This is a genomic window from Streptomyces sp. NPDC032721 (genome assembly GCF_055579625.1).
The window spans coordinates 52084-73445 of the sequence record NZ_JBVIMX010000030.1; the positions used below are offsets into that span (position 1 = coordinate 52084).

At 69.9% G+C, this 21362-nt stretch carries 20 protein-coding genes and 1 pseudogene; 3 read left to right on the forward strand and 18 right to left on the reverse strand.

What is annotated here, in order from left to right:
* Positions 1 to 127: 127 nt before the first annotated feature.
* The 4 genes from rpsD to ACZ5PB_RS39725 all read right to left on the reverse strand — a co-directional run bounded on the left by rpsD (position 128) and on the right by ACZ5PB_RS39725 (position 3858).
* A complete protein-coding gene (gene rpsD / locus ACZ5PB_RS39710) occupies positions 128 to 742 on the reverse strand; it encodes a 30S ribosomal protein S4 (protein WP_345224933.1) in 615 nt (204 codons plus the stop codon).
* A 335-nt stretch (positions 743 to 1077) separates the two neighbouring features.
* A complete protein-coding gene (locus tag ACZ5PB_RS39715) occupies positions 1078 to 1761 on the reverse strand; it encodes an HNH endonuclease family protein (RefSeq protein ID WP_468698195.1) in 684 nt (227 codons plus the stop codon).
* Positions 1762 to 1798: 37 nt separating this feature from the next.
* Positions 1799 to 3151, reverse strand: a complete 1353-nt coding sequence (locus tag ACZ5PB_RS39720) for a replication-associated recombination protein A (protein WP_468698196.1) — start codon at positions 3149 to 3151, stop codon at positions 1799 to 1801.
* Positions 3152 to 3210: 59 nt separating this feature from the next.
* The gene (locus tag ACZ5PB_RS39725) at positions 3211 to 3858 is read right to left on the reverse strand and encodes a vitamin K epoxide reductase family protein (RefSeq protein WP_468698198.1); all 648 of its coding nucleotides are present in this window, start codon (positions 3856 to 3858) and stop codon (positions 3211 to 3213) included.
* 148 nt (positions 3859 to 4006) lie between these two features.
* Here ACZ5PB_RS39725 and ACZ5PB_RS39730 point away from each other — a divergent pair.
* Positions 4007 to 4211, forward strand: a pseudogene (locus tag ACZ5PB_RS39730) (ABC transporter ATP-binding protein); the annotation flags it as partial.
* 95 nt (positions 4212 to 4306) lie between these two features.
* On the opposite strand, the gene hisS reads toward ACZ5PB_RS39730, so the two are convergent.
* Together hisS and ACZ5PB_RS39740 are read right to left on the reverse strand one after the other, a co-directional pair.
* A complete protein-coding gene (hisS, locus tag ACZ5PB_RS39735) occupies positions 4307 to 5569 on the reverse strand; it encodes a histidine--tRNA ligase (protein WP_468698200.1) in 1263 nt (420 codons plus the stop codon).
* A gap of 10 nt (positions 5570 to 5579) precedes the next feature.
* Positions 5580 to 6275: an MBL fold metallo-hydrolase gene (locus ACZ5PB_RS39740; RefSeq protein ID WP_468698202.1), complete on the reverse strand. Its 696-nt coding sequence runs from the start codon at positions 6273 to 6275 to the stop codon at positions 5580 to 5582.
* Between the two features lie 181 nt (positions 6276 to 6456).
* Here ACZ5PB_RS39740 and ACZ5PB_RS39745 point away from each other — a divergent pair, with 181 nt between their 5' ends.
* Together ACZ5PB_RS39745 and ACZ5PB_RS39750 are read left to right on the forward strand one after the other, a co-directional pair.
* Positions 6457 to 7266: a peptidylprolyl isomerase gene (locus ACZ5PB_RS39745; RefSeq protein WP_468698204.1), complete on the forward strand. Its 810-nt coding sequence runs from the start codon at positions 6457 to 6459 to the stop codon at positions 7264 to 7266.
* A gap of 157 nt (positions 7267 to 7423) precedes the next feature.
* Positions 7424 to 8653, forward strand: a complete 1230-nt coding sequence (locus ACZ5PB_RS39750) for a DUF349 domain-containing protein (RefSeq protein ID WP_468698206.1) — start codon at positions 7424 to 7426, stop codon at positions 8651 to 8653.
* Between the two features lie 69 nt (positions 8654 to 8722).
* On the opposite strand, the gene ACZ5PB_RS39755 is transcribed toward ACZ5PB_RS39750, so the two are convergent.
* The 12 genes from ACZ5PB_RS39755 to ACZ5PB_RS39810 all read right to left on the reverse strand — a co-directional run bounded on the left by ACZ5PB_RS39755 (position 8723) and on the right by ACZ5PB_RS39810 (position 21076).
* Positions 8723 to 11194, reverse strand: a complete 2472-nt coding sequence (locus ACZ5PB_RS39755) for a RelA/SpoT family protein (RefSeq protein ID WP_468698208.1) — start codon at positions 11192 to 11194, stop codon at positions 8723 to 8725.
* A 230-nt stretch (positions 11195 to 11424) separates the two neighbouring features.
* On the reverse strand, positions 11425 to 11973 hold the full coding sequence (locus ACZ5PB_RS39760; protein WP_468698209.1) for an adenine phosphoribosyltransferase: 549 nt from the start codon (positions 11971 to 11973) through the stop codon (positions 11425 to 11427).
* Positions 11970 to 13058: a protein translocase subunit SecF gene (gene secF / locus ACZ5PB_RS39765; RefSeq protein ID WP_468698211.1), complete on the reverse strand. Its 1089-nt coding sequence runs from the start codon at positions 13056 to 13058 to the stop codon at positions 11970 to 11972. Before secF ends, ACZ5PB_RS39760 begins: the two co-directional genes overlap by 4 nt.
* A gap of 1 nt (position 13059) precedes the next feature.
* The gene (gene secD, locus ACZ5PB_RS39770; protein ID WP_468698213.1) at positions 13060 to 14826 is read right to left on the reverse strand and encodes a protein translocase subunit SecD; all 1767 of its coding nucleotides are present in this window, start codon (positions 14824 to 14826) and stop codon (positions 13060 to 13062) included.
* 148 nt (positions 14827 to 14974) lie between these two features.
* A complete protein-coding gene (gene yajC, locus ACZ5PB_RS39775) occupies positions 14975 to 15451 on the reverse strand; it encodes a preprotein translocase subunit YajC (RefSeq protein WP_468698215.1) in 477 nt (158 codons plus the stop codon).
* A gap of 166 nt (positions 15452 to 15617) precedes the next feature.
* The gene (gene ruvB, locus ACZ5PB_RS39780) at positions 15618 to 16691 is read right to left on the reverse strand and encodes a Holliday junction branch migration DNA helicase RuvB (protein WP_468698217.1); all 1074 of its coding nucleotides are present in this window, start codon (positions 16689 to 16691) and stop codon (positions 15618 to 15620) included.
* A gap of 53 nt (positions 16692 to 16744) precedes the next feature.
* On the reverse strand, positions 16745 to 17374 hold the full coding sequence (gene ruvA / locus ACZ5PB_RS39785) for a Holliday junction branch migration protein RuvA (RefSeq protein ID WP_468698218.1): 630 nt from the start codon (positions 17372 to 17374) through the stop codon (positions 16745 to 16747).
* A complete protein-coding gene (gene ruvC / locus ACZ5PB_RS39790; RefSeq protein WP_468698220.1) occupies positions 17371 to 17940 on the reverse strand; it encodes a crossover junction endodeoxyribonuclease RuvC in 570 nt (189 codons plus the stop codon). Before ruvC ends, ruvA begins: the two co-directional genes overlap by 4 nt.
* Before the next feature lie 125 nt (positions 17941 to 18065).
* On the reverse strand, positions 18066 to 18821 hold the full coding sequence (locus ACZ5PB_RS39795) for a YebC/PmpR family DNA-binding transcriptional regulator (protein ID WP_401596556.1): 756 nt from the start codon (positions 18819 to 18821) through the stop codon (positions 18066 to 18068).
* Between the two features lie 62 nt (positions 18822 to 18883).
* Positions 18884 to 19477 carry a pyridoxal 5'-phosphate synthase glutaminase subunit PdxT gene (gene pdxT / locus ACZ5PB_RS39800; protein WP_468698222.1) on the reverse strand — a complete coding sequence of 198 codons (594 nt, stop codon included), beginning with the start codon at positions 19475 to 19477 and terminating at the stop codon, positions 18884 to 18886.
* 5 nt (positions 19478 to 19482) lie between these two features.
* Positions 19483 to 20394, reverse strand: coding sequence for a pyridoxal 5'-phosphate synthase lyase subunit PdxS (gene pdxS, locus ACZ5PB_RS39805; RefSeq protein WP_468698224.1), 912 nt, complete (start codon positions 20392 to 20394; stop codon positions 19483 to 19485).
* Between the two features lie 136 nt (positions 20395 to 20530).
* Entirely contained in the window at positions 20531 to 21076 is a 546-nt protein-coding gene (locus tag ACZ5PB_RS39810; RefSeq protein WP_468698231.1) for a hypothetical protein, read from the reverse strand.
* Between the last annotated feature and the right edge of the window lie 286 nt (positions 21077 to 21362).

Genomic DNA, 21362 nt, shown 5'->3' on the forward strand with positions numbered 1-21362 from the left:
CGCCGGGGCCGCGACCCCGTACCGCATATCGCGCGCCCGGGAATGCGCAAACCCGCCGCTCCCCGCCTCGCGAGGAGGCGGGAAGACGACGGGCAGTGCACGCAAGTGCGGGGAGTACTGCGCCGAATCAGCGGGCGTAGTACTCGACGACCAGCTGCTCGTCGCAGATGACCGGGATTTCCTTGCGGTTCGGGTCGCGGTCCAGGCGGAAGGCCAGGGCCTTCAGGTTGACCTGGAGGTAGCGCGGGGTCTCGCCCTCCGTGTCGTAGCCACCCTCACGGGCGACCTGGAAGGGGACCTTCTCGCGGCTGCGCTCGCGGACCATCACGACGTCGTCGGGACGGACGCGGAACGACGGCTTGTCGACCTTGCCGCCGTTGACCTCGATGTGGCCGTGAACGACCATCTGGCGGGCCTGGTAGATGGTGCGGGCGATGCCCGAACGCAGGACCAGGGCGTCGAGGCGACGCTCAAGCTCGACGACCAGCGCCTCGCCCGTCTTGCCTTCGGCCTTCTTGGCGCGGTCGTAGGCGCGCGCCATCTGGCGCTCGCTGATGTCGTACTGGGCGCGCAGACGCTGCTTCTCCAGCAGACGGACCTTGTAGTCCGAGTTCTGCTTGCGGCCACGGCCGTGCTCGCCCGGCGGGTAGGGGCGCGACTCGAAGTACTTGACGGCCTTCGGCGTCAGCGCAATGCCGAGCGCGCGGCTCTTCTTGACCTTGGGGCGGGACTGGTTCGGCACGAACCAACCTCTCTATCTGTTCGGAATACGGCTTCACCAGGGTTAAGGGAGGTCGCATCCGCAGCCTGGGAAACCCCTCCAAGACTTCTGGACGGGCAGCCGCTCCCTGGGTCTGGGCACTATGTGCAGCACGCGAGTGGCCCGTCGATCCTTGGGTTTCCCCGGGATGACGGGCTGCCCGCGACACCTTCAACGGTGCGCGACGCTCCTGGAACACCCTCGAAAGGGGCTCCGGCTGCATGTCCCGTTCTGGTGGTGCCGGTACGAGACCGGACACGGGACGCAGCACTTCGGTCGATTGTACTAGGCCACCTGTGATGCTGCGGACCGGGGCGTCAGGTGCAGGTCCCCAGCATCTCGAAGAGCGCGCCCTTCTCCGGCGGCGTCACGGTCAGCGCGTACTTCACCTTGATGCCGGTCCAGCGGCGGGCGTACTCGCACCAGTATGCGCGGCGCGGCTTCCACTTGTCGGGGGTCTTGCTGCTCTTGTCGTAGTTGGCCTGCTTGTCGACGGCGAGGAGTACGTCGAGGTCGTTGGCGTACGCGAGCCGCTTCTCGGGGGTCCACGCCCAGGCTCCGGCCCGCCAGGCGGCGCCGAGCGGGACGACGTGGTCGGTCTGGATCTGCGAGGCGCGGCGGTAGGCGTACGGGAGGTCCTTGCCGGTGTACGGGTCGTGGAGCACGCCGGACAGCGGGACGCACGCGTCGTGCCTGCCCTGCTCGGTCACGGTCAGGTCCCGGTTGAGGACGTCGTCGCGGGTGTCGCAGCCGTTGCGCCCGCCGGGGGCGTCGGTCTCGTCGGACCAGGTCTCGCCGAACTCGGCCCTGTTGTACGTCTCCCAGTTCTGGCCCCGGGCGACGGTGAGGCCGGCCAGTCCGGTGCGGGCCCCGGCGGCGGTGGGCGGGAAGCCGGGGCTGGTGAGCGGGGCGGCAGTGGGCTGCGGCGGGGGCGTCTCGGCATGGTGGCAGGCGGACAGCGCGGTGAGGCACGCGAGCAGGACCACCGGACGTCGGGCCATGTCCGGAGCCTAGGCCGCAGTGCCCGGCCCTGCCCGTTCAGCCCTGCCCGTTCAGCCGCTCGCGCACCTTCTCCACCACGTCCGCGTAGCGTGCCTCGGCCCCGTACCGGGTGGGGGTGTAGTACTGGCGGCCGTGCACCTCGTCCGGGGCGTACTGCTGGGCGGCGATGCCGCCGGGGACGTCGTGCGGGTAGACGTACCCCTGGGCGTGGCCCAGTTTGGCGGCGCCCTTGTAGTGGCCGTCGCGCAGGTGGGGCGGGACGGCTCCGGCGAGGCCGTTGCGCACGTCCGCCTGGGCGGCGGCGATGGCGAGGGTCGCCGCGTTGGACTTGGGGGCCAGGGCCAGCGCGATGGTGGCGTGGCTCAGGGTCAGGGCGGCCTCGGGGAAGCCGATCATGGCGACGGCCTGGGCGGCGGCGACCGCAGTGGGCAGGGCCGTCGGGTCGGCGAGGCCGATGTCCTCGCTGGCGGAGATCATCAGGCGGCGCGCGATGAACCGGGGGTCCTCGCCCGCCTCGATCATCCGGGCCAGGTAGTGCAGGGCGGCGTCCACGTCCGAGCCCCGGATGGACTTGATGAGGGCGCTGGCCACGTCGTAGTGCTGGTCGCCGTCGCGGTCGTACTTCACGGCGGCCCGGTCGACGGTCTCCTCGACCGTCTCCAGGGTGATCTCCGCGTCGCCCTTGGAGAGCGCCGCTCCGGCCGCCGCCTCCAGGGCGGTCAGCGCGCGCCGGGCGTCACCGCCGGAGATCCGCAGCAGATGGTCCTCGGCGTCCTCGGCGAGGGTGACCGCGCCGCCGAGGCCGCGCTCCTCGGTGAGCGCCCGGCGGACCAGTCCGCGCAGGTCGTCGTCGGTGAGGGATTCGAGGGTCAGGAGCAGCGAGCGGGAGAGCAGCGGGGAGATGATCGAGAAGTACGGGTTCTCGGTTGTGGCCGCGATGAGGGTGACCCAGCGGTTCTCCACGGCGGGCAGCAGGGAGTCCTGCTGGGCCTTGCTGAAGCGGTGGATCTCGTCGAGGAAGAGGACGGTCTCCTTGCCGTACCCGCCCGACGCGCGGCGGGCGCCCTCGATGACCGCCCGTACTTCCTTCACGCCCGCCGTGATCGCGGAGAGTTCCACGAAGCGCTTCTGGGTGGCCTGGCTGACGACGTACGCCAGGGTCGTCTTCCCGATGCCCGGCGGGCCCCAGAGGATCACGGACGACGGTCCTGCCGGGCCGCCGCCGCCCTCCCCCACCAGGCGGCGCAGCGGTGAGCCCGGCTTGAGGAGGTGCTTCTGTCCGAAGACCTCGTCCAGGGTGCGCGGGCGCATCCGGACGGCCAGGGGGCTGCTGGACGGGTCCTTTTCCTGGCGGTCTTCCGCTGCTGCGGTAAAGAGATCGGGCTCCACACCAGAAGCCTAGGTCAGCCCACTGACAACGCGGTCGGCGGACGGCTTCCCCGGGGACCTCAGCTGGTCCAGAAGCTCCACCAGTTGGTCAGGATCAGGATGCCGATGGCACCGATCCAGAGCACCGGCGGCACCCAGTGGAACTCGACCAGACCGCTGCGCAGCCAGCGCGGCGCCGGGAGGATGCGGTGCTTGAGGTTGTGGACGGTGACGTAGCAGAACATCACGATGGTGGCGACCCAGGCGAGGCAGCACCACAGGCACAGCGAGCGGATCGTGTAGAGCGACTGGTACTGGAGGTAGGTGCAGAAGGCGACGCCGAAGAGGGTGCCCGCGTTGAGCCCGAGCCAGTACCAGCGCTTGTAGCGGGCCCCGGCGAGGAGGGCGACGCCGATGGCGATCACCATGCCGTACGTGACGAGGCCGAGCATGGGGTTGGGGAAGCCGAAGAACGCCGCCTGGTCGCTCTTCATGATGTTCCCGCAGGCCACTACGGGGTTGAGGCTGCACCCGGGGGTGAAGTTCGGGTCCTCCAGCAGCTTGAACTTGTCGATGGTGATGATCCAGGCGGCGACCAGTCCGGCCGCTCCCGTGATGATCAGCATCCAGGCGAACGCCCGGCCGGCCCCGATGAGGCCCATGCCGTCCCGCTCGTCCCGTTCCCCGGACGTGTCGCCCGACACGTCGTCAACCGCTGTCGTCGTCATATCGCCGTTCCGTCGCTGCCGTGGCCTGTGAAGCAGGGTTCATTCTGCCGCACGGGGGAAGCCGTGCGCCGTTCGTAGGACATAAGCAGTCAAAGGACGAGTGCACGAACGGCACGGAAAGTCCGGTTCGCGCTCCCCCTCAAGGTTCATGACGGAACTCGCGGTACGGGTAAGGGGATTGCGCAAGCGGTACGGCGAAGTGGCCACCGTGGACGGCCTCGACCTGGACATACGGCGAAGTGACGGTGCTGGGCGCGGACCCGGCGAGGGCGGACCACGACTGGCGTTCGAGGGTGGGCATCGTCCGGCAGGACGAATCGGCGCCCGCCGCATTGACGGCCCGCGAGACCGTGACCCGGGCCGGCGGGTGAGCGGGGGCGGGCGTACGAGGGAGGGGCCCGGCATCGACCGATGCCGGGCCCCTCCCTCGTACGGAATCCGCGGTGGATCAGCCCAGGCGGCGCTGGATCTCCGCGACGACCGCGTCCAGCGCGATCGGCTCCTGCTCGCCGGACTCCATGTCCTTGAGCTGGACCTGGCCCTCGGCGAGGTCGCGCTCACCGGCGACGACGACATAGCGGGCGCCGCTGCGGTTGGCGTTCTTCATGGCGCCCTTGAGGCCCTTGCCGCCGTAGCTGAAGTCGGCGGCGACGCCGGCCCTGCGCAGCTCGGTGACCGTACCGAAGAGCACCCGGCGGGCCTCCTCGCCCAGCGGGACCGCGTACACGGCGGTGGCCGACGGGATGTCGAGGGTGACGCCCTCGGCCTCCAGCGCGAGCACCGTGCGGTCGACGCCGAGCGCCCAGCCGACGGACGGCAGCGCGGGGCCGCCGATCATCTCGGACAGGCCGTCGTAGCGGCCGCCGCCGCCCACCGCGGACTGCGAGCCGAGACCGTCGTGGACGAACTCGAAGGTGGTGCGGGTGTAGTAGTCGAGCCCGCGGACCAGCTTCTCGTCGTCCTCGAAGGCGACGCCCGCGGCGGTGATCAGCGCGCGCACCTCCTCGTGGTACGCCTTGCACCCGTCGCACAGGTAGTCGCGCAGCACCGGGGCGCCGACCAGCTGCTTCTGCACGTCCGCGCGCTTGTCGTCGAGGACCCGCAGCGGGTTGATCTCGGCGCGGCGGACGGTCTCCGCGTCGAGGTCGAGTCCGCGCAGGAAGGACTGGAGGGCCTCCCGGTAGACGGGGCGGCACTCCTTGTCGCCGAGCGAGTTCAGCAGGATGCGGAAGTTCCGCAGGCCGAGCGAGCGGTACGCCTGGTCGGCCAGGATGATCAGCTCGGCGTCCAGCGCGGGGTCCTCGGCGCCGATGGCCTCGGCTCCGACCTGCGAGAAGTGGCGGTAGCGGCCCTTCTGCGGGCGCTCGTAGCGGTAGTACGAGCCGGAGTACCAGAGCTTGACGGGGAGGTTGCCGGCCTTGTGGAGGTTGGCCTCCAGGGCCGCGCGCAGCACGGAAGCGGTGCCTTCGGGGCGGAGCGCGAGCCTGTCGCCGCCCTTGGTCTCGAAGGCGTACATCTCCTTGGTGACGATGTCGGTGGACTCGCCGACACCGCGCGCGAACAGTTCGACGTTCTCGAATCCGGGCGTCTCGATGTAGCCGTAGCCGGAGTTCCTCAGCGGTGCGGAAATGGCCTCACGCACCGCGAGATAGGTCGCGGAGTCCGGGGGAAGCAGGTCGTACGTGCCCTTGGGGGCCTGAAAAGTACTCACGGGAGGTGTGTCACATTCCTCGTCGGGGGGCGGGCGCGCCGCTCAGGTCCCGCAGATACGGGTTGGTGGCGCGCTCCTGGCCGATGGTCGTCTGGGGGCCGTGTCCGGACAGCACCACGGTCGAGTCCTCCAGCGGCAGGCACACGCGGGCGAGCGACTGCAGGAGTTCGTCGTGGGAGCCACCGGGGAAGTCGGTGCGTCCTACGGAGCCGGCGAACAGCAGGTCGCCCGAGAAGAGGATCTGCGGGATGTCCGCGGCCTCGGGCAGCCTGAAGGTCACCGACCCCCTGGTATGGCCGGGCGCGTGCGACACGGTGAGGTCCAGACCGGCGAGCTTGAGCTCGGCCCCGTCGTGCAGTTCCTTGAGGTCGTCCGGTTCGCCCACCGTGAGCTCGCCCATCAGCTGTGCGCCCAGGGAGCGGCCGAGTGCCTTCTCCGGGTCGCTCAGCATGAAGCGGTCCTCGGGGTGGATCCACGCGGGTACGTCCTTGGCCCCGCAGACGGGGACGACGGAGGCGACGTGGTCGATGTGGCCGTGGGTGAGCACGACGGCGACGGGCTTCAGCCGATGCTTCTTCAGCGTCTCCTCGACACCCTGGGTGGCCTGGTGGCCGGGGTCGATGATCACGCACTCCTCGCCTGCGGCGGGGGCGACCAGGTAGCAGTTGGTCCCCCAGGCCCCGGCGGGGAACCCGGCAATTAGCACGATCGTCCTCGATAAAGTCGTCCGACGGGGAGCCGACCGTGGCCGGCTTGTATTGCGTACGCAATAGAAAGAAGCCTACCGGCGCTGCTCATCGCACAGCTAACCCATATACGGTTCGGGCTGACCTGCTCGGTCGGACAGGCGTCCGCACCGCATTCGACACGTACGAGGAGAACACCCGGTGGTCACCAGCGATCAGCGGCGGCGCCAGCTCGCCAGGGAAAAGTTCGAGCGCCAGCAGCAGCGGCGGGCGGAACGACAGCGCAGGAACCGGCGCCGTACCGCGGTGATCGGCGCGGCGCTGGCCGTCGTCGTCGCCGGCACGGTGAGCGCCTGTGCGGCCGGCGTCTTCGACTCGAAGGATGACAAGGGCGGCAAGGTCGCGGGCAGCGGCAGCGGCTCCGACGCCTCGAAGAAGTCCGACCCGTGCAAGGAGCCCGCCCCCGGCGAGGTCGCCAAGCTGTCCTTCGACAAGGAGCCCGCGCTCACTGTCGACAAGTCGGCAACGTACAAGATGAAGCTCCGGACCACCTGTGGCGACATCGACCTGGAGCTGGACGCGAAGAACGCCCCGCGCACCGTCAACTCCTTCAACTTCCTCGCCTCGAAGGGCTACTTCGACCACACGAAGTGCCACCGCCTCACCACCCAGGGCATCTACGTCCTGCAGTGCGGCGACCCGACGGCGGCCGGCACCGGCACCCCCGGCTACAAGCTGCCCGACGAGAACCTCAAGGACCCCAAGCTCAAGGGCGGCATCTACCCGGCGGGCACGGTCGCGATGGCCAACGCGGGCCCCGGCACCGGAGGCAGCCAGTTCTTCCTCGTCTACAAGGACAGTCAGCTGGCGGCGAACTACACCCCCTTCGGCACCATCAAGGGCGGTCAGGACGTGCTGAAGAAGATCGCTGATGCGGGTGAGTCGAGCGGGCAGGGCGACGGGGCACCGAACGCCTCCGTGGTCATCGACAAGGCGACCGTCGTTAAGTAAACCGGGATGTGCGGGATGCGGACAGCCGCCCCGCACGTCGCCTATGTTGGCGGTGTGCAGGGCGTCTTCGGCCCCGCGATCAGACTGTGGACGTTGAAAAACGTGTGGACGATGCCCGGAGGCGAGAACCTCGCAGGCATCATGTGGAGGAGGCGCTGTGAGCAGCGACCCGTGGGGCCGCGTCGATGAGACGGGCACCGTGTACGTGCGTACGGCCGAGGGCGAGAAGGTCGTCGGATCCTGGCAGGCGGGCTCTCCCGAGGAGGCCCTGGCCTACTTCGAGCGCAAGTACGAGGGCCTGGTGGTCGAGATCGGCCTCCTCGAAAAGCGGGTGAAGACCACCGACCTGTCGGCCAAGGACGCCCAGACCGCGATCGATCACCTGCGTACGCAGGTCGACGAGCACCATGCGGTCGGCGACCTCGCCGCGCTGACGAAGCGGCTGGACGCACTCGTCACGACGGTCGACAAGCGCCGCGAGGAGCGCAAGGCCGAGAAGGCCAAGCAGGCCGACGAGGCGAAGGCGGCCAAGGAGAAGCTGGTCACCGAGGCCGAGGAGCTGGCGCAGAGCGAGCAGTGGCGCTCGGCCGGCGAGCGGCTGCGGGCGCTGGTGGACATCTGGAAGGGTCTCCCCCGGCTGGACCGCAAGGCGGACGACGAGCTGTGGCACCGGTTCTCGCACGCCCGCTCGGCGTTCTCCAAGCGGCGCAAGGCGCACTTCGCGTCGCTGGACGCGCAGCGCGAGGAGGCCCGCAAGGCCAAGGAGAAGCTGGTCACCGAGGCCGAGTCGCTGTCGAAGTCGACCGACTGGGGCGGCACGGCGGCGCGTTACCGCGACCTGATGACGGAGTGGAAGGCCGCGGGCCGCGCCCAGCGCGAGTTCGAGGACGACCTGTGGAACCGCTTCCGCGGCGCCCAGGACGTCTTCTTCGCGGCGCGCGGCGAGACCTTCGCCGAGCGGGACGCGGAGCAGGGCGAGAACCTCAAGCTGAAGGAGGAACTCGCCACCGAGGCCGAGAAGTTGGTGCCCGTGAAGGACCTGAAGAGCGCGCGTGCCGCGTTCCGGGCCCTGAACGAGCGCTGGGAGGCCATCGGTCACGTACCGCGTGACGCACGGCCGAAGGTCGAGGGCCGGATGCAGGCCGTCGAGCGGGCGCTGCAGGAGTCCGAGGAGAACGAGTGGAAGCGGACGAACCCGGAGGCACGCGCGCGTGCCGCGGGTCTGACCGGCCAGCTCCAGGACGCCGTCGAGAAGCTCCAGAAGCAGATCGACACGGCGCGCGCCGCGGGCAACAACTCCAAGGCCGACAAGCTCGCCCGTGAGCTCGAAGGCCGTCAGGCGCTGCTCGACCAGGCCATGAAGGGCCTGGAGGAGTTCGGCGGCTGAATTGCCCCGTAGAAGTACGTGAAGGGGCCCCGGCATCGCGCCGGGGCCCCTTCCGCGTGTCAGCGGCGTCTACGGCCTGCGCGCCGAGGTCACCCGGTACACGTCGTACACGCCCTCGACTCCCCTGACGGCCTTGAGCACGTGGCCCAGGTGCTTCGGGTCGCCCATCTCGAAGGTGAAGCGCGAGGTGGCCACCCGGTCGCGGGAGGTCTGCACGGCCGCCGACAGGATGTTGACGTGCTGGTCGGAGAGGACCCGGGTCACGTCCGACAGCAGCCGGGACCGGTCCAGGGCCTCGACCTGGATGGCGACCAGGAAGACCGAGGACTGGGTGGGCGCCCACTCGACCTCAAGGATCCGCTCGGGCTGCTGCGACAGCGAGTCGACGTTGACGCAGTCCGCGCGGTGCACCGAGACGCCGCTGCCGCGCGTGACGAACCCGATGATGGGGTCGCCCGGCACCGGCGTACAGCACCGCGCCAGCTTGACCCAGACGTCGTCGACGCCCTTGACGACCACTCCGGGATCCGCGTTGGCCCGGCGCTTGCTGCGGCCGTGCGAGGGCGGTGAGCTCTCCGCGATGTCCTCGTTGGCGGCGTCCTCGCCGCCGAGCGCCTGCACCAGCTTCTGCACCACGGACTGCGCGGTGACGTGGCTCTCGCCGATCGCCGCGTACAGCGAGGAGATGTCGGGGTAGCGCATCTCGTGCGCGAGCGTGACGAGGGAGTCGCCCGTCAGGATGCGCTGGATGGGCAGGTTCTGCTTGCGCATGGCGCGCGCGATGGCGTCCTTGCCCTGCTCGATGGCCTCGTCGCGGCGCTCCTTGGAGAACCAGGCGCGGATCTTGTTGCGCGCCCTCGGCGACTTCACGAAGCCGAGCCAGTCGCGGGACGGACCCGCGCCGTCCGCCTTGGAGGTGAAGACCTCGACCAGGTCGCCGTTGTCCAGGGTCGATTCGAGCGGTACGAGCCGCCCGTTGACCCGCGCCCCTATGGTCCGGTGGCCGACCTCGGTGTGCACGGCGTACGAGAAGTCGACCGGGGTCGCCCCGGCCGGCAGCGCTATGACGTCGCCCTTGGGCGTGAAGACGAAGACCTCGTTGCGGGAGAGGTCGAAGCGCAGCGACTCCAGGAACTCGCTGGGGTCCTCGGTCTCCTTCTGCCAGTCCAGCAACTGCCGCAGCCACGCCATGTCGTTGACCGCGTCGTCCTTGTGACGCGGCACGTCGGTGCGGACCTTGGAGGTGCCCGCCACGGCCTCCTGCTTGTACTTCCAGTGCGCGGCGATGCCGTACTCGGCGCGGCGGTGCATGTCGAAGGTGCGGATCTGGAGCTCGACGGGCTTGCCGTTGGGGCCGATGACCGTCGTGTGCAGCGACTGGTACATGTTGAACTTCGGCATCGCGATGTAGTCCTTGAACCGGCCGGGGACCGGATTCCATCGCGCGTGCACGGTGCCCAGGGCCGCGTAGCAGTCCCGGACGGTGTCGACCAGGACGCGGATGCCCACCAGGTCGTAGATCTCCGCGAAGTCCCGCCCGCGGACGATCATCTTCTGGTAGACGCTGTAGTAGTGCTTGGGGCGGCCGGTGACGGTGGCCTTGATGCGGGCCGAGCGAAGGTCGGACTGGACCTCGTCGGTCACTATGGCCAGGTACTCGTCCCGCTTGGGCGCGCGCTCGGCGACCAGCCGGACGATCTCGTCGTACATCTTGGGGTAGAGGATCGCGAAGGCGAGGTCCTCCAGTTCCCACTTGATGGTGTTCATGCCCAGCCGGTGGGCGAGCGGGGCGTAGATCTCCAGCGTCTCGCGGGCCTTCTTCTCCTGCTTCTCCCGCTTGAGGTAGCGCATGGTGCGCATGTTGTGCAGGCGGTCGGCCAGCTTGATGACCAGGACCCGGGGGTCCTTGGCCATGGCGACGACCATCTTGCGTACGGTCTCGGCCTGCGCGGCCTCGCCGAACTTGACCTTGTCCAGCTTGGTCACGCCGTCGACCAGCAGCGCCACCTGGTCGCCGAAGTCGCGGCGCAGGGTGTCCAGGCCGTACTCGGTGTCCTCGACGGTGTCGTGCAGCAGGCCCGCCATCAGCGTCGCCGGGTCCATGCCCAGCTCGGCGAGGATGGTCGTCACGGCGAGCGGGTGCGTGATGTACGGGTCGCCGCTCTTGCGCTTCTGCCCGCGGTGCCAGCGCTCGGCGACCTGGTAGGCGCGCTCGATCTGGCGCAGCGTCGCGGTCTCGATCTTCGGGTCGTTGCTGCGCACTATCCGCAGCAGTGGCTCCAGGACCGGGTTGTACGGGGACTGGCGCTGCACTCCGAGGCGGGCGAGCCGGGCGCGTACGCGGTTGGAGGAGCCGCCGCTGCGGGCCGTGGCGCCCACCGGGGCGGCCGGGCGTACCGCGGGGGCGGGGGCAGGCGTTCCGTTGGCGCGCTCGGGAGCCACCGCCGGCTTGGACGTGTCGGCCGTCGGCTTCGGGGGCGTGGCGCCCGCCGCGGCCTTGTCCGGCTGCGGGGTGGCGACTGGCTGGGCCTCGTCAGGCAAGAGCGCTCCTCGTACGGGTCCTGGAGTCCGGGGCCCTCGGCGGGGCCCGCCCGGTTCAGGTGCTTCCCGGTCGGGTCCGGAACGCCCATGGTATCGACCCTTGGCCCCGCGTTCTTCCTGGGACGGAAGTCGGTTCATGGGAAAAGCGGGCCCCGGGTTGCCCCGGCGGCCCGCTTCTCCGCTGTCCGTACGGTCCGCCTCGTACCGGCGGTAGGTCGCTCGGACCTTACTCAGACCTTGATCAGTGCCTCCAGCGGGGCGCCCCGGAGGGCGGGCTCCACCTTGGCGCGGCCGTCCAGGAAGCCGAGCTCCATCAGGACGGCGACTCCGGCGACCTCGGCCCCGGCCCGCCGGATCAGTTCCAGCGCGGCCCCGGCGGTGCCGCCGGTGGCCAGCACGTCGTCGATGACCAGGACGCGGTCGCCCGCGCACAGGTCCTCGGCGTGCACCTCGATCTCGGCGGTGCCGTACTCCAGCTCGTAGCTCTGCGAGAGCGTCGCGCCGGGGAGCTTGCCGGCCTTGCGCATCGGGATGAAGCCCAGCTGCGCGCGGACGGCGACCGGTGCGGCCAGGATGAAGCCGCGGGCCTCCAGGCCGACGACCTTGGTGGCGCCGTGCTTCACGCACAGTTCCGCGAGGGCGTCGGTGAGGGCCGTGAAGGCGACCGGGTCGGCGAGCAGCGGGGTGATGTCCTTGAAGACGACGCCCGGCTTGGGGTAGTCCTGCACATCGGTGATCCGGCTGAGCAGCAGGTCACGGGTGGTGTCGGTGGTGGTCATCGGCGCTTCCCCTGAGGGCTGCGGCCACGGCCGGGACGGGGGCCGACGACACCGGACGCGGTGGCCGGAACGGCGTCCTCCGGGCCCTGGCCGTCTTCGCCCGCCTCCGCCTTGGCGGCGTCGGCGGCGCGCCTGGCGAGGACGCGCTTCTTCAGGGCCTTCATCTGCGGGTCGCGCTCCTTCAGGTCGGCGACCAGCGGGGTGGCGATGAAGATCGAGGAGTACGCACCGGCGGCGAGGCCGACGAACAGCGACAGCGAGATGTCGTTGAGCATGCCCGCGCCCAGCACACCGCCACCGATGAACAGCAGTCCGGCGACCGGCAGCAGGGCGACGACCGTGGTGTTGATGGAACGCACCAGGGTCGCGTTGAGGCTGCGGTTGGCGATCTCGCTGTAGGTGTACTTGGTCTGCTTGGTGATGTCCTTCGACCCCTCCTTGAGACCGTCGAAGACGACGACGGTGTCGTAGAGCGAGTAACCGAGGATGGTCAGCAGACCGATCACGGTGCCCGGGGTGACCTCGAAGCCCACCAGGGCGTAGATGCCCACGGTGATCGTGAGGTCGTGGATCAGTGCGACGAGGGCGGCGACGGCCATCCGCCACTCGAAGGCGATGGCGAGGTAGATCACCACCAGGACCATGAAGATCGCGAGGCCCATCCACGCCTTGTTGGCGATGTCCTCGCCCCAGCTGGGGCCGACCAGGTCGGTGTTGATCTTCTCGGCCGGGACCTTGAGGTCCTGGGCGAGCTTCTCGGTGACCGGGGATGCGCTGGCGGTGTCGATGCCGCCGACCTGGATGCGCAGGGTGTCGTTGCCGAGCTTCTGGACGATCGCGTCGTGGCCGGAGGCCTTCTCGGCGACCTCCTTCGCGTGCTGCACGGAGACCGAGGTGGGGGGCGTGGTGAAGAGCGCGCCGCCCTGGAACTCGATGCCCATGTTGAGGCCCTTGAACCCGAGGCCCGCGATGGCGATGAGGGTGATCAGGACGGAGATCCCGTAGTAGATCATCCGCTTTCCGACGAAGTCGTAACCGACCTCGCCGCGGTACAGCCTGGCGCCGATGCTGCCGAGTCGCGACATCTCACGCCTCCTTCGGTTCGGTGGGGGCGGAGACACGGCGGGTGCGGCGCAGAGGGGGCTGGACGCCGAGCCGCTTCGGGTCGAGCCCGGACCACTTGTGGCCGTTGCCGAAGAACTTCGTCCTCGCGGCGAGCAGCGTCATCAGCGGCTTGGTGAAGAAGAACACCACGACGACGTCGAGCAGGGTGGTCAGGCCGAGCGTGAACGCGAAGCCCTGCACCTTGCCGACGGTGACGGCGTACAGCACCACGGCGGACAGCAGCGACACGAAGTCGGACACCAGGATGGTGCGCCGGGCACGCGGCCAGGCGCGCTCCACGGCGGGACGCAGGGTGCGGCCCTCGCGGATCTCGTCCCGGATGCGTTCGAAGTACACGATGAACGAGTCGGCGGTGATGCCGATGGCGACGATGGCACCGCAGACCGCCGGCAGGTTCAGCGCGAAGCCGATGATCGGGCCGAGCAGGGTCATGATCCCGTACGTCAGGATGCCGGAGACCAGGAGGCTCAGGAGCGCGACGAACGACAGGCCGCGGTAGTAGAGCACCAGGTAGACCACGACGAGTGCGAGACCGATCGCACCGGCGATGAGGCCCGCCTTGAGCTGGTCACTGCCGAGGGCGGGGGTGACCGTCGTGACGGACTGTTCCTTGAAGGTCAGCGGCAGGGAGCCGTACGACAGGATGTTGCCGAGCTCCTGGGCGGACTCCTGGGTGAAGCTGCCGGAGATCTCGGCGCTGCCGGAGAGCACCGTGCGCACCGAGGGGGCCGACACGACGTTGCCGTCGAGGATGATGCCGAACTGGTTCATCGGCGGCTGCTGGCTCATCAGCTTGCCGGTGGTCTTGGAGAACTTCTCCGAGCCGGCCTTCGTGAACTCCATGTTCACGATCCACATGGCGCGCTGCTGGTCGAACTGGGCGCCGGCCTTCTTGACGTCCGTGCCTTCCAGCTCGGCCGGACCCAGGATGTACTTCTCCCAGGTCTTGTTGTCGGTGGCCAGACCACAGGCGATGGTCGGCTCGCCGGGCTTGATGCCCTTGCCGGCCGTCTCGCGCTGCTTGGAGTTGTTGCAGTCGAGGGCGGCGAACGCCTTCTCCAGCTTCTGAGTGGCCGGGTCCGGCGCGGGCGGCGGCGTCTTCTTCGGGTCCGGCGTCTTGCTGCCCGTGCTGCCCGTGGGAGTCGGGGTCGGCGCCTTCAGCGCGTCGGTGACGGCGCGGCCCTGGGAGGTGGCGGTCGACGACGGAGTGGCCGTCGGCTTTCCCTTGTCCTTGGGGTCGTTGGCCGCGGGCTTGCCGTCCTTGCCCGTGGCCGACGGGGTCGGCTTCGGGGTCTTGGACGGGTCGGGCAGCGGCGCGCCCTGGGTGACCGCCAGTACGGGCCGGAAGTAGAGCTTGGCGGTGGTACCGACCTGCTCACGGGCCTGCGCGGAGTTCGTGCCCTTGGGGATGTTGACAATGATGTTGTCGTTGCCCTGGGTCTGAACCTCGGACTCGGAGACGCCCATGCCGTTGACACGGCGCTCCATGATGCCGACCGCGGTGTCCATGTTGGTCTTGTTGATCGCGTTCGGCTGACCCGGCTCGTTCTGCGCCTTGAGCGTGATGCTCGTACCGCCGGCCAGGTCGATGCCCAGGCGCGGGGTGGTGTGCCCGGATGCGAACATCCCGCCGGCGAGGGCGAGGATGACGATCGTGATCAGGGCCAGCGCACGGCCCGGCCTGCTCGGGGCCCCCGCCGGCCTACGGCCCTTCTTCGGTGCTGCCACCTTCTCGTTTCTCCCTGTCCAACCGCACGCGCGGGGTGTGCGCCGATGCGGCCACGAAGTGTTGTGGGGGCGCCGGCCCCCGAGGGGGACGGCACGGTCCGCGGACCGCGGTTCGCCGTTCGGGCGTCATCGCGGTCCGCGGAAGTGACTACTTCGCGTCGCCCTCGCCGGCCTTCTTGTCCTTCGGCTCGGCGTCGGCGGCCGGTGCGGCGTCGTCGCCGGACTCGGGCTTCTTGCCGAGGTCGATGCGGCCGGCGTCGTCGCCGGAGGCGTCGGAACCGGTCAGCGACGAGGCGTCGTCCGGGACGACGGGGCTGTCGGCGTCGAGCTCGGCGGCAGCGTCCTCACCGTGCACGATGCGGTTGTACTCGGCGTCGTCGAGGACGGCGCCGATGGCGTTCTTCGCGTAGATGGCGTGGACGCCGGGGGCGACCTCAAGAAGGACCGTGTCGTCGTGAACCTCCTTGACCGTGGCGTACATGCCGCCGATGGTCCGGACACCGGTGCCGGGCTGCATCTCGTTGCGCATCTGCGCAGCCGCCGCCTGCTTCTTCTTGGCGGACCGGGTCATCAGGAACATGGCCCCGATGAGCACGATGAAGGGGAGAAGGGTCACAACACTCACGGGACGGAACTTCCTTCGCACGACCGCGACGAAGGCGGCCTGTTATATACGGGGGTGGGCGTGCCGGCCCGGAGGGTCGGCATCGGCGGAGTCTAAGCGAGTCCGCCTACATGGAACAACGCCCAGCATCGCACCCAGGTTCCTGACTCTGCGCCCCTCCACACCGTCACGTCCCGAACAGACCCGGTTGTCCGCTTCTCCCGGCGCCCTGCTGGGGCGGTACGAGGCCCAGGTGCGCCCACGCGGCAGGGGTGGCGACCCGCCCCCGTGGTGTTCTGGCCAACAGTCCCTCCCGTACGAGGAAGGGCTCGGCGACCTCCTCGACGGTCTCGCGCTCCTCCCCCACCGCGACCGCGAGAGTGGACAGGCCGACGGGGCCGCCGCCGAAGAGCTTGAGGAGTGCGCCCAGGACGGCCCGGTCGAGCCGGTCGAGGCCGCGCGGGTCCACCTCGTACACCTTGAGGGCGGCGGCGGCGATGTCCTTGTCGATCATGCCGCCGTCGGTCTTGACCTGCGCGTAGTCGCGGACCCGGCGCAGCAGGCGGTTGGCGATGCGGGGGGTGCCCCGGGAGCGTCCGGCGATCTCGGCGGCGCCGTCGGCGGCGATCTCCACGTCGAGGAGGCGGGCGGAGCGGTGGATGACCCGCTCCAGTTCGGCCGGTTCGTAGAACTCCATGTGCCCGGTGAAGCCGAAGCGGTCGCGCAGCGGCGGCGGCAGCAGACCCGCCCTGGTGGTGGCGCCGACCAGGGTGAAGGGGGGCAGTTCCAGGGGAATGGCGGTGGCGCCGGGGCCCTTGCCGACGATGACGTCGACGCGGAAGTCCTCCATCGCCATGTAGAGCATCTCCTCCGCCGGGCGGGACATCCGGTGGATCTCGTCGAGGAAGAGGACCTCGCCCTCCTGGAGGGAGGAGAGGATCGCGGCGAGGTCACCGGCGTGCTGGATGGCCGGGCCGCTGGTGATGCGGATCGGGGCGTTCATCTCGGCGGCGATGATCATGGAGAGGGTGGTCTTGCCGAGGCCGGGGGCGCCGGAGAGCAGGACGTGGTCGGCGGTGGCACCGCGCGCGCGGGCCGCCCGCAGCACCAGGTCGAGCTGCTCGCGCACCTTCTCCTGGCCGACGAACTCCTCCAGGTCCTTGGGGCGCAGCGCGGCCTCGACGGCCTGGTCCTCGCCGTCGGCGGCGGAGTCGACCAGCCTCGGGTCTTCGCTGTCGGGTCCGGTCTCGTCCCAGTTCATGTGCGGGTCTCTCGGGTCGGGTGTGCCGGGCTGGGGTCGCGTGGGGTGCGCGGTCAGCGGGTGCGGTTGAGGGTCTGGAGGGCGGCGCGCAGCAGCTGCGGAACCGGCGGCTGGGTGCCCTCGGCGAGCGCGGCCTCGGCCTGCGGGGTGACGGCGGCGACCGCTTCCTCCGCCTCGCGGGAGGCGTAGCCGAGCCCGATCAGCGCGGCGTTCAGCTGTTCGGTCCAGGGGGCGGGTCCTGAGGCGACGCGCTGGGCGCCGAGGTGTCCGCCGGTGCCGAGCGGCTCGCCGAGCCTGTCCTTCAGTTCGAGGAGGAGTTTCTGCGCGCCCTTCTTGCCGATGCCGGGGACGGCGGTCAGCGCCTTCTCGTCCCCGGTGGACACCGCGAGGCGCAGCGCGTCGGGGCTGTGCACGGCGAGCATGGCCTGGGCGAGGCGGGGGCCGACGCCGCTGGCGGTCTGCAGGAGCTCGAAGACCTGGCGCTCGTCGTCGTCCGCGAAGCCGTACAGCGTGAGCGAGTCCTCGCGTACGACGAGGGAGGTGGCCAGCTTGGCCTCCTTGCCCATGCGGAGCGTGGACAGGGTGTTCGGCGTGCACTGGACGGCCATGCCGACACCGCCGACCTCGATGACGGCGGTGGCCGGGGCGAGTGCGGCCACCGGGCCGGTGACGAAGGCGATCATGAGGTACGGCCTCTCTGTACGGTGCGGAGCTGTGGTGCCTGTGGTGCGGTACGGGACTTGTGCGCGGCCACCGCCTGCTGGAGCCGGTTCTGCGCGGGGGCCCGCCAGATGTGGCAGATGGCGAGGGCGAGCGCGTCGGCGGCGTCGGCGGGTCTGGGCGGTGCGTCGAGCCGCAGCAGCCGGGTCACCATCGCTCCGACCTGCGCCTTGTCGGCCCGGCCGCTGCCGCTGACGGCGGCCTTGACCTCGCTGGGGGTGTGCAGGGCGACGGGGATGCCGCGCCGCGAGGCGCACAGCATGGCGACGGCACTGGCCTGGGCGGTGCCCATCACCGTACTCACGTTGTGCTGGCTGAACACCCGCTCCACGGCGAGGACTTCGGGCCGGTAGTCGTCGAGCCACTGCTCGATGCCCTGCTCGATGGCGACCAGCCGCAGCCCCAACTCGGCGTCGGCGGGCGTCCGTACGACCCCCACCCCGCACATCGTCAGCGGCCGCCCCGCGACACCTTCCACGACGCCGACACCGCACCGGGTCAGCCCCGGGTCCACGCCCAACACCCGCATGCGCCGCCCCTTCTTCGCTCACCTGTTTGTGCAGGCTATCGGCTCGCACTGACAATCAGGTCCGGCAACGCGACGGGCCGACGGGGATGTCCCCGTCGGCCCGTCGTCGTACTGGCAACTGCTGACTACTCCTCGTCGAGCGCGGCCATGACCTTGTCGCTGACGTCGAAGTTGGCGAAGACGTTCTGCACGTCGTCGCTGTCCTCCAGCGCGTCGATCAGCTTGAAGATCTTGCGCGCGCCCTCTTCCTCCAGCTCGACCTGCATCGTCGGCACGAAGTTGGCGTCGGCCGAGTCGTAGTCGATGCCGGCCTCCTGGAGCGCGGTACGGACCGCGACCAGGTCGGTGGCCTCGCTGATCACCTCGAAGGTGTCGCCGAGGTCGTTGACCTCTTCGGCACCCGCGTCGAGCACCGCGCCCAGCACGTCGTCCTCGGTGAGCTCGCCCTTGGGGACGATGACGACGCCCTTGCGGTTGAAGAGGTACGAGACGGAACCCGGGTCGGCCATGGAGCCGCCGTTGCGGGTCATGGCGACGCGCACGTCGGAGGCGGCACGGTTGCGGTTGTCGGTGAGGCACTCGATGAGCACCGCGACACCGTTCGGGCCGTAACCCTCGTACATGATCGTCTCGTAGTCGGCGCCGCCCGCCTCAAGGCCACCGCCGCGCTTGACCGCGGAGTCGATGTTCTTGTTGGGGACGGAGCTCTTCTTCGCCTTCTGGATGGCGTCGACCAGCGTGGGGTTGCCCTCGGGGTCGATGCCGCCCGTGCGGGCCGCGACTTCGATGTTCTTGATCAGCTTCGCGAAGAGCTTGCCGCGCTTGGCGTCAATCACGGCCTTCTTGTGCTTCGTCGTAGCCCATTTAGAGTGGCCGGACATCTGCCTGTCTCCTTCGCGTAACCAATTCTGCTGCGTTCGGCAGAGATCCTACCGGGACTCGGTCAGGTGGCGGCGCGCACCATCTCCACAAACATCTCGTGGACCCGGTGGTCACCCGTGAGTTCCGGGTGGAAGGACGTGGCGAGCGCGTTGTTCTGCCGTACGGCGACGATGTGACCGCCGTGCTCGGCGAGCACCTCCACCTCGGCGCCGACGGACTCCACCCACGGTGCGCGGATGAAGACGCCCTCGACCGGGCCGCCTTCGACGCCGGTGACGTCGACGGTGGTCTCGAAGGACTCGTTCTGCCGTCCGAAGGCGTTGCGGCGCACGATCATGTCGATGCCGCCGAGCGTCTCCTGGCCGGAGCGCGGGTCGAGGATCTTGTCCGCGAGGAGGATCAGTCCGGCGCAGGTGCCGTAGACGGGCATGCCGTCGGCGATACGGGCGCGCAGCGGCTCCAGCAGGCCGAAGAGGGCGGCCAGTTTGGAGATGGTGGTGGACTCCCCGCCGGGAATCACCAGCCCGTCGACCTCGGCGAGCTCCTCGGGGCGCCGGACCTCCCTGGCCGTGGCGTCGGCCACGGCCAGGGCGACCAGGTGCTCCCGTACGTCGCCCTGGAGTGCCAGGACGCCGACAACGGGGTTGGCCTTCATACGAGTTACCAGCCCCGGTTGGCGTAGCGCTCGGACTCGGGGAGGGTGTCGCAGTTGATGCCGACCATGGCCTCGCCGAGGTTGCGCGACGCGTCCGCGATGATCTTCGGGTCGTCGAAGAAGGTGGTGGCGCGGACGATGGCGGCGGCGCGCTTGGCCGGGTCGCCGGACTTGAAGATGCCGGAGCCGACGAAGACGCCCTCGGCGCCGAGCTGGCGCATCAGCGCGGCGTCGGCGGGGGTGGCCACACCACCGGCGGAGAACAGCACGACCGGGAGCTTGCCGAGCTCGGCGACCTCCTTGACCAGCTCGTACGGGGCACGGAGGTCCTTGGCGGCGGCGAACAGCTCGTTGTTGTCGTAGCCGCGCAGCTTGGCGATCTCGTTCTTGATCTGGCGCAGGTGGCGGACGGCCTCGACGACGTTGCCCGTGCCGGCCTCGCCCTTGGAGCGGATCATGGCCGCGCCCTCGGCGATGCGGCGCAGGGCCTCGCCCAGGTTGGTGGCGCCACAGACGAAGGGGGTGGTGAAGGCCCACTTGTCGGAGTGGTTGACCTCGTCGGCCGGGGTCAGCACCTCGGACTCGTCGATGTAGTCGACACCGAGCGACTGGAGGACCTGGGCCTCGACGAAGTGGCCGATCCGGGACTTCGCCATGACCGGGATCGACACGGCCTCGATGATCTCTTCGATCATGTTGGGGTCGGACATCCGGGCCACGCCGCCGTCCTTGCGGATGTCGGCGGGGACCCGCTCCAGCGCCATGACGGCGACGGCGCCCGCGTCCTCGGCGATCTTCGCCTGCTCGGCGTTGACGACGTCCATGATCACGCCGCCCTTGAGCTGCTCGGCCATGCCGCGCTTGACGCGGTCGGTGCCGGTGGCCGGGGACTGCTGGGGGGTGGGGGTGCTGGACATCTCATCGACCTCGCTCGGTGAAGAAAAGCGTTCCTACGTCCTATTTCCTGCACCGCCGAGGAAACCCGCTGGGACCAGTCCACTGCAAGGGCCAATGACCACCCGGTGGATCGTTTTGGGTACGGGCTTCACCGGGTTACGTTCCCGGGCGGTCCGCCAGGGCCACCGGGGGCTCGTCGTCCATCTCGAACGCCATCGGGAACGGGGCGTGCCCGGCCAGCCGGAACCACCGCACCTTGCGGTGCCTGCGCAGGGCCCGGGCCGCCCGTACCGAGTCGTTGTGGAACCGCCGCGCCATCGGCACCCGGCGCACCGCCGCCGCCAGCTCCTCCGCGGCCTCTTCGCCGCCCGGCGCCGCCTTCAGCTCCTCCACCTGCTCCGGCTCGCCGAAGACCGCCCGCAACGCCTGGCTGAGGTCGCTCTCGGCCACCTCCCGCTGCTCCTCCTCGGCCTGCCGTGCGGCGTGCGCGGCCTGGTACAGCACGATCGACGCGGCCGGGTCGAGTACCCCGGAGGTGGCCAGCTCCTGCGCGACCGAGGCGCGCCGGAGCAGCTGGGCGTCGAGCGCGGCCCGGGAGGCATCGATCCGGGCGTGCAGCCGGTCGAGCCGTCCGGCGGTCCAGCTGAGGTAGAGCGCGATCGCCACGAGAGCGACGATGATCCAGATGAGGGTTACGGTCACCCGGCGAGGCTACCTGGGCGCGACGGCACACTTGGAGCGCCGGGCGACCGCACCCTTTCCCGTTGCTGCTCTGACTGTGCGGCTGCCACCACGCGGCCCCCGAAACGTTCGGCGGGATCGCGCCTGCGGCGGGCGATGCCCCTCCCCGCCCCTTCCCTAGACCGCTGGCCGCGGGGCCGGGGGTTCGGATGTGCGGGCCGGTGGTGGGTTGCTCGCGCAGTTCCCCGCGCCCCCAAAACAACCACTCGTGCCCAGCGCCGCGCAGTTCCCTGCGCCCGTCGGCGAC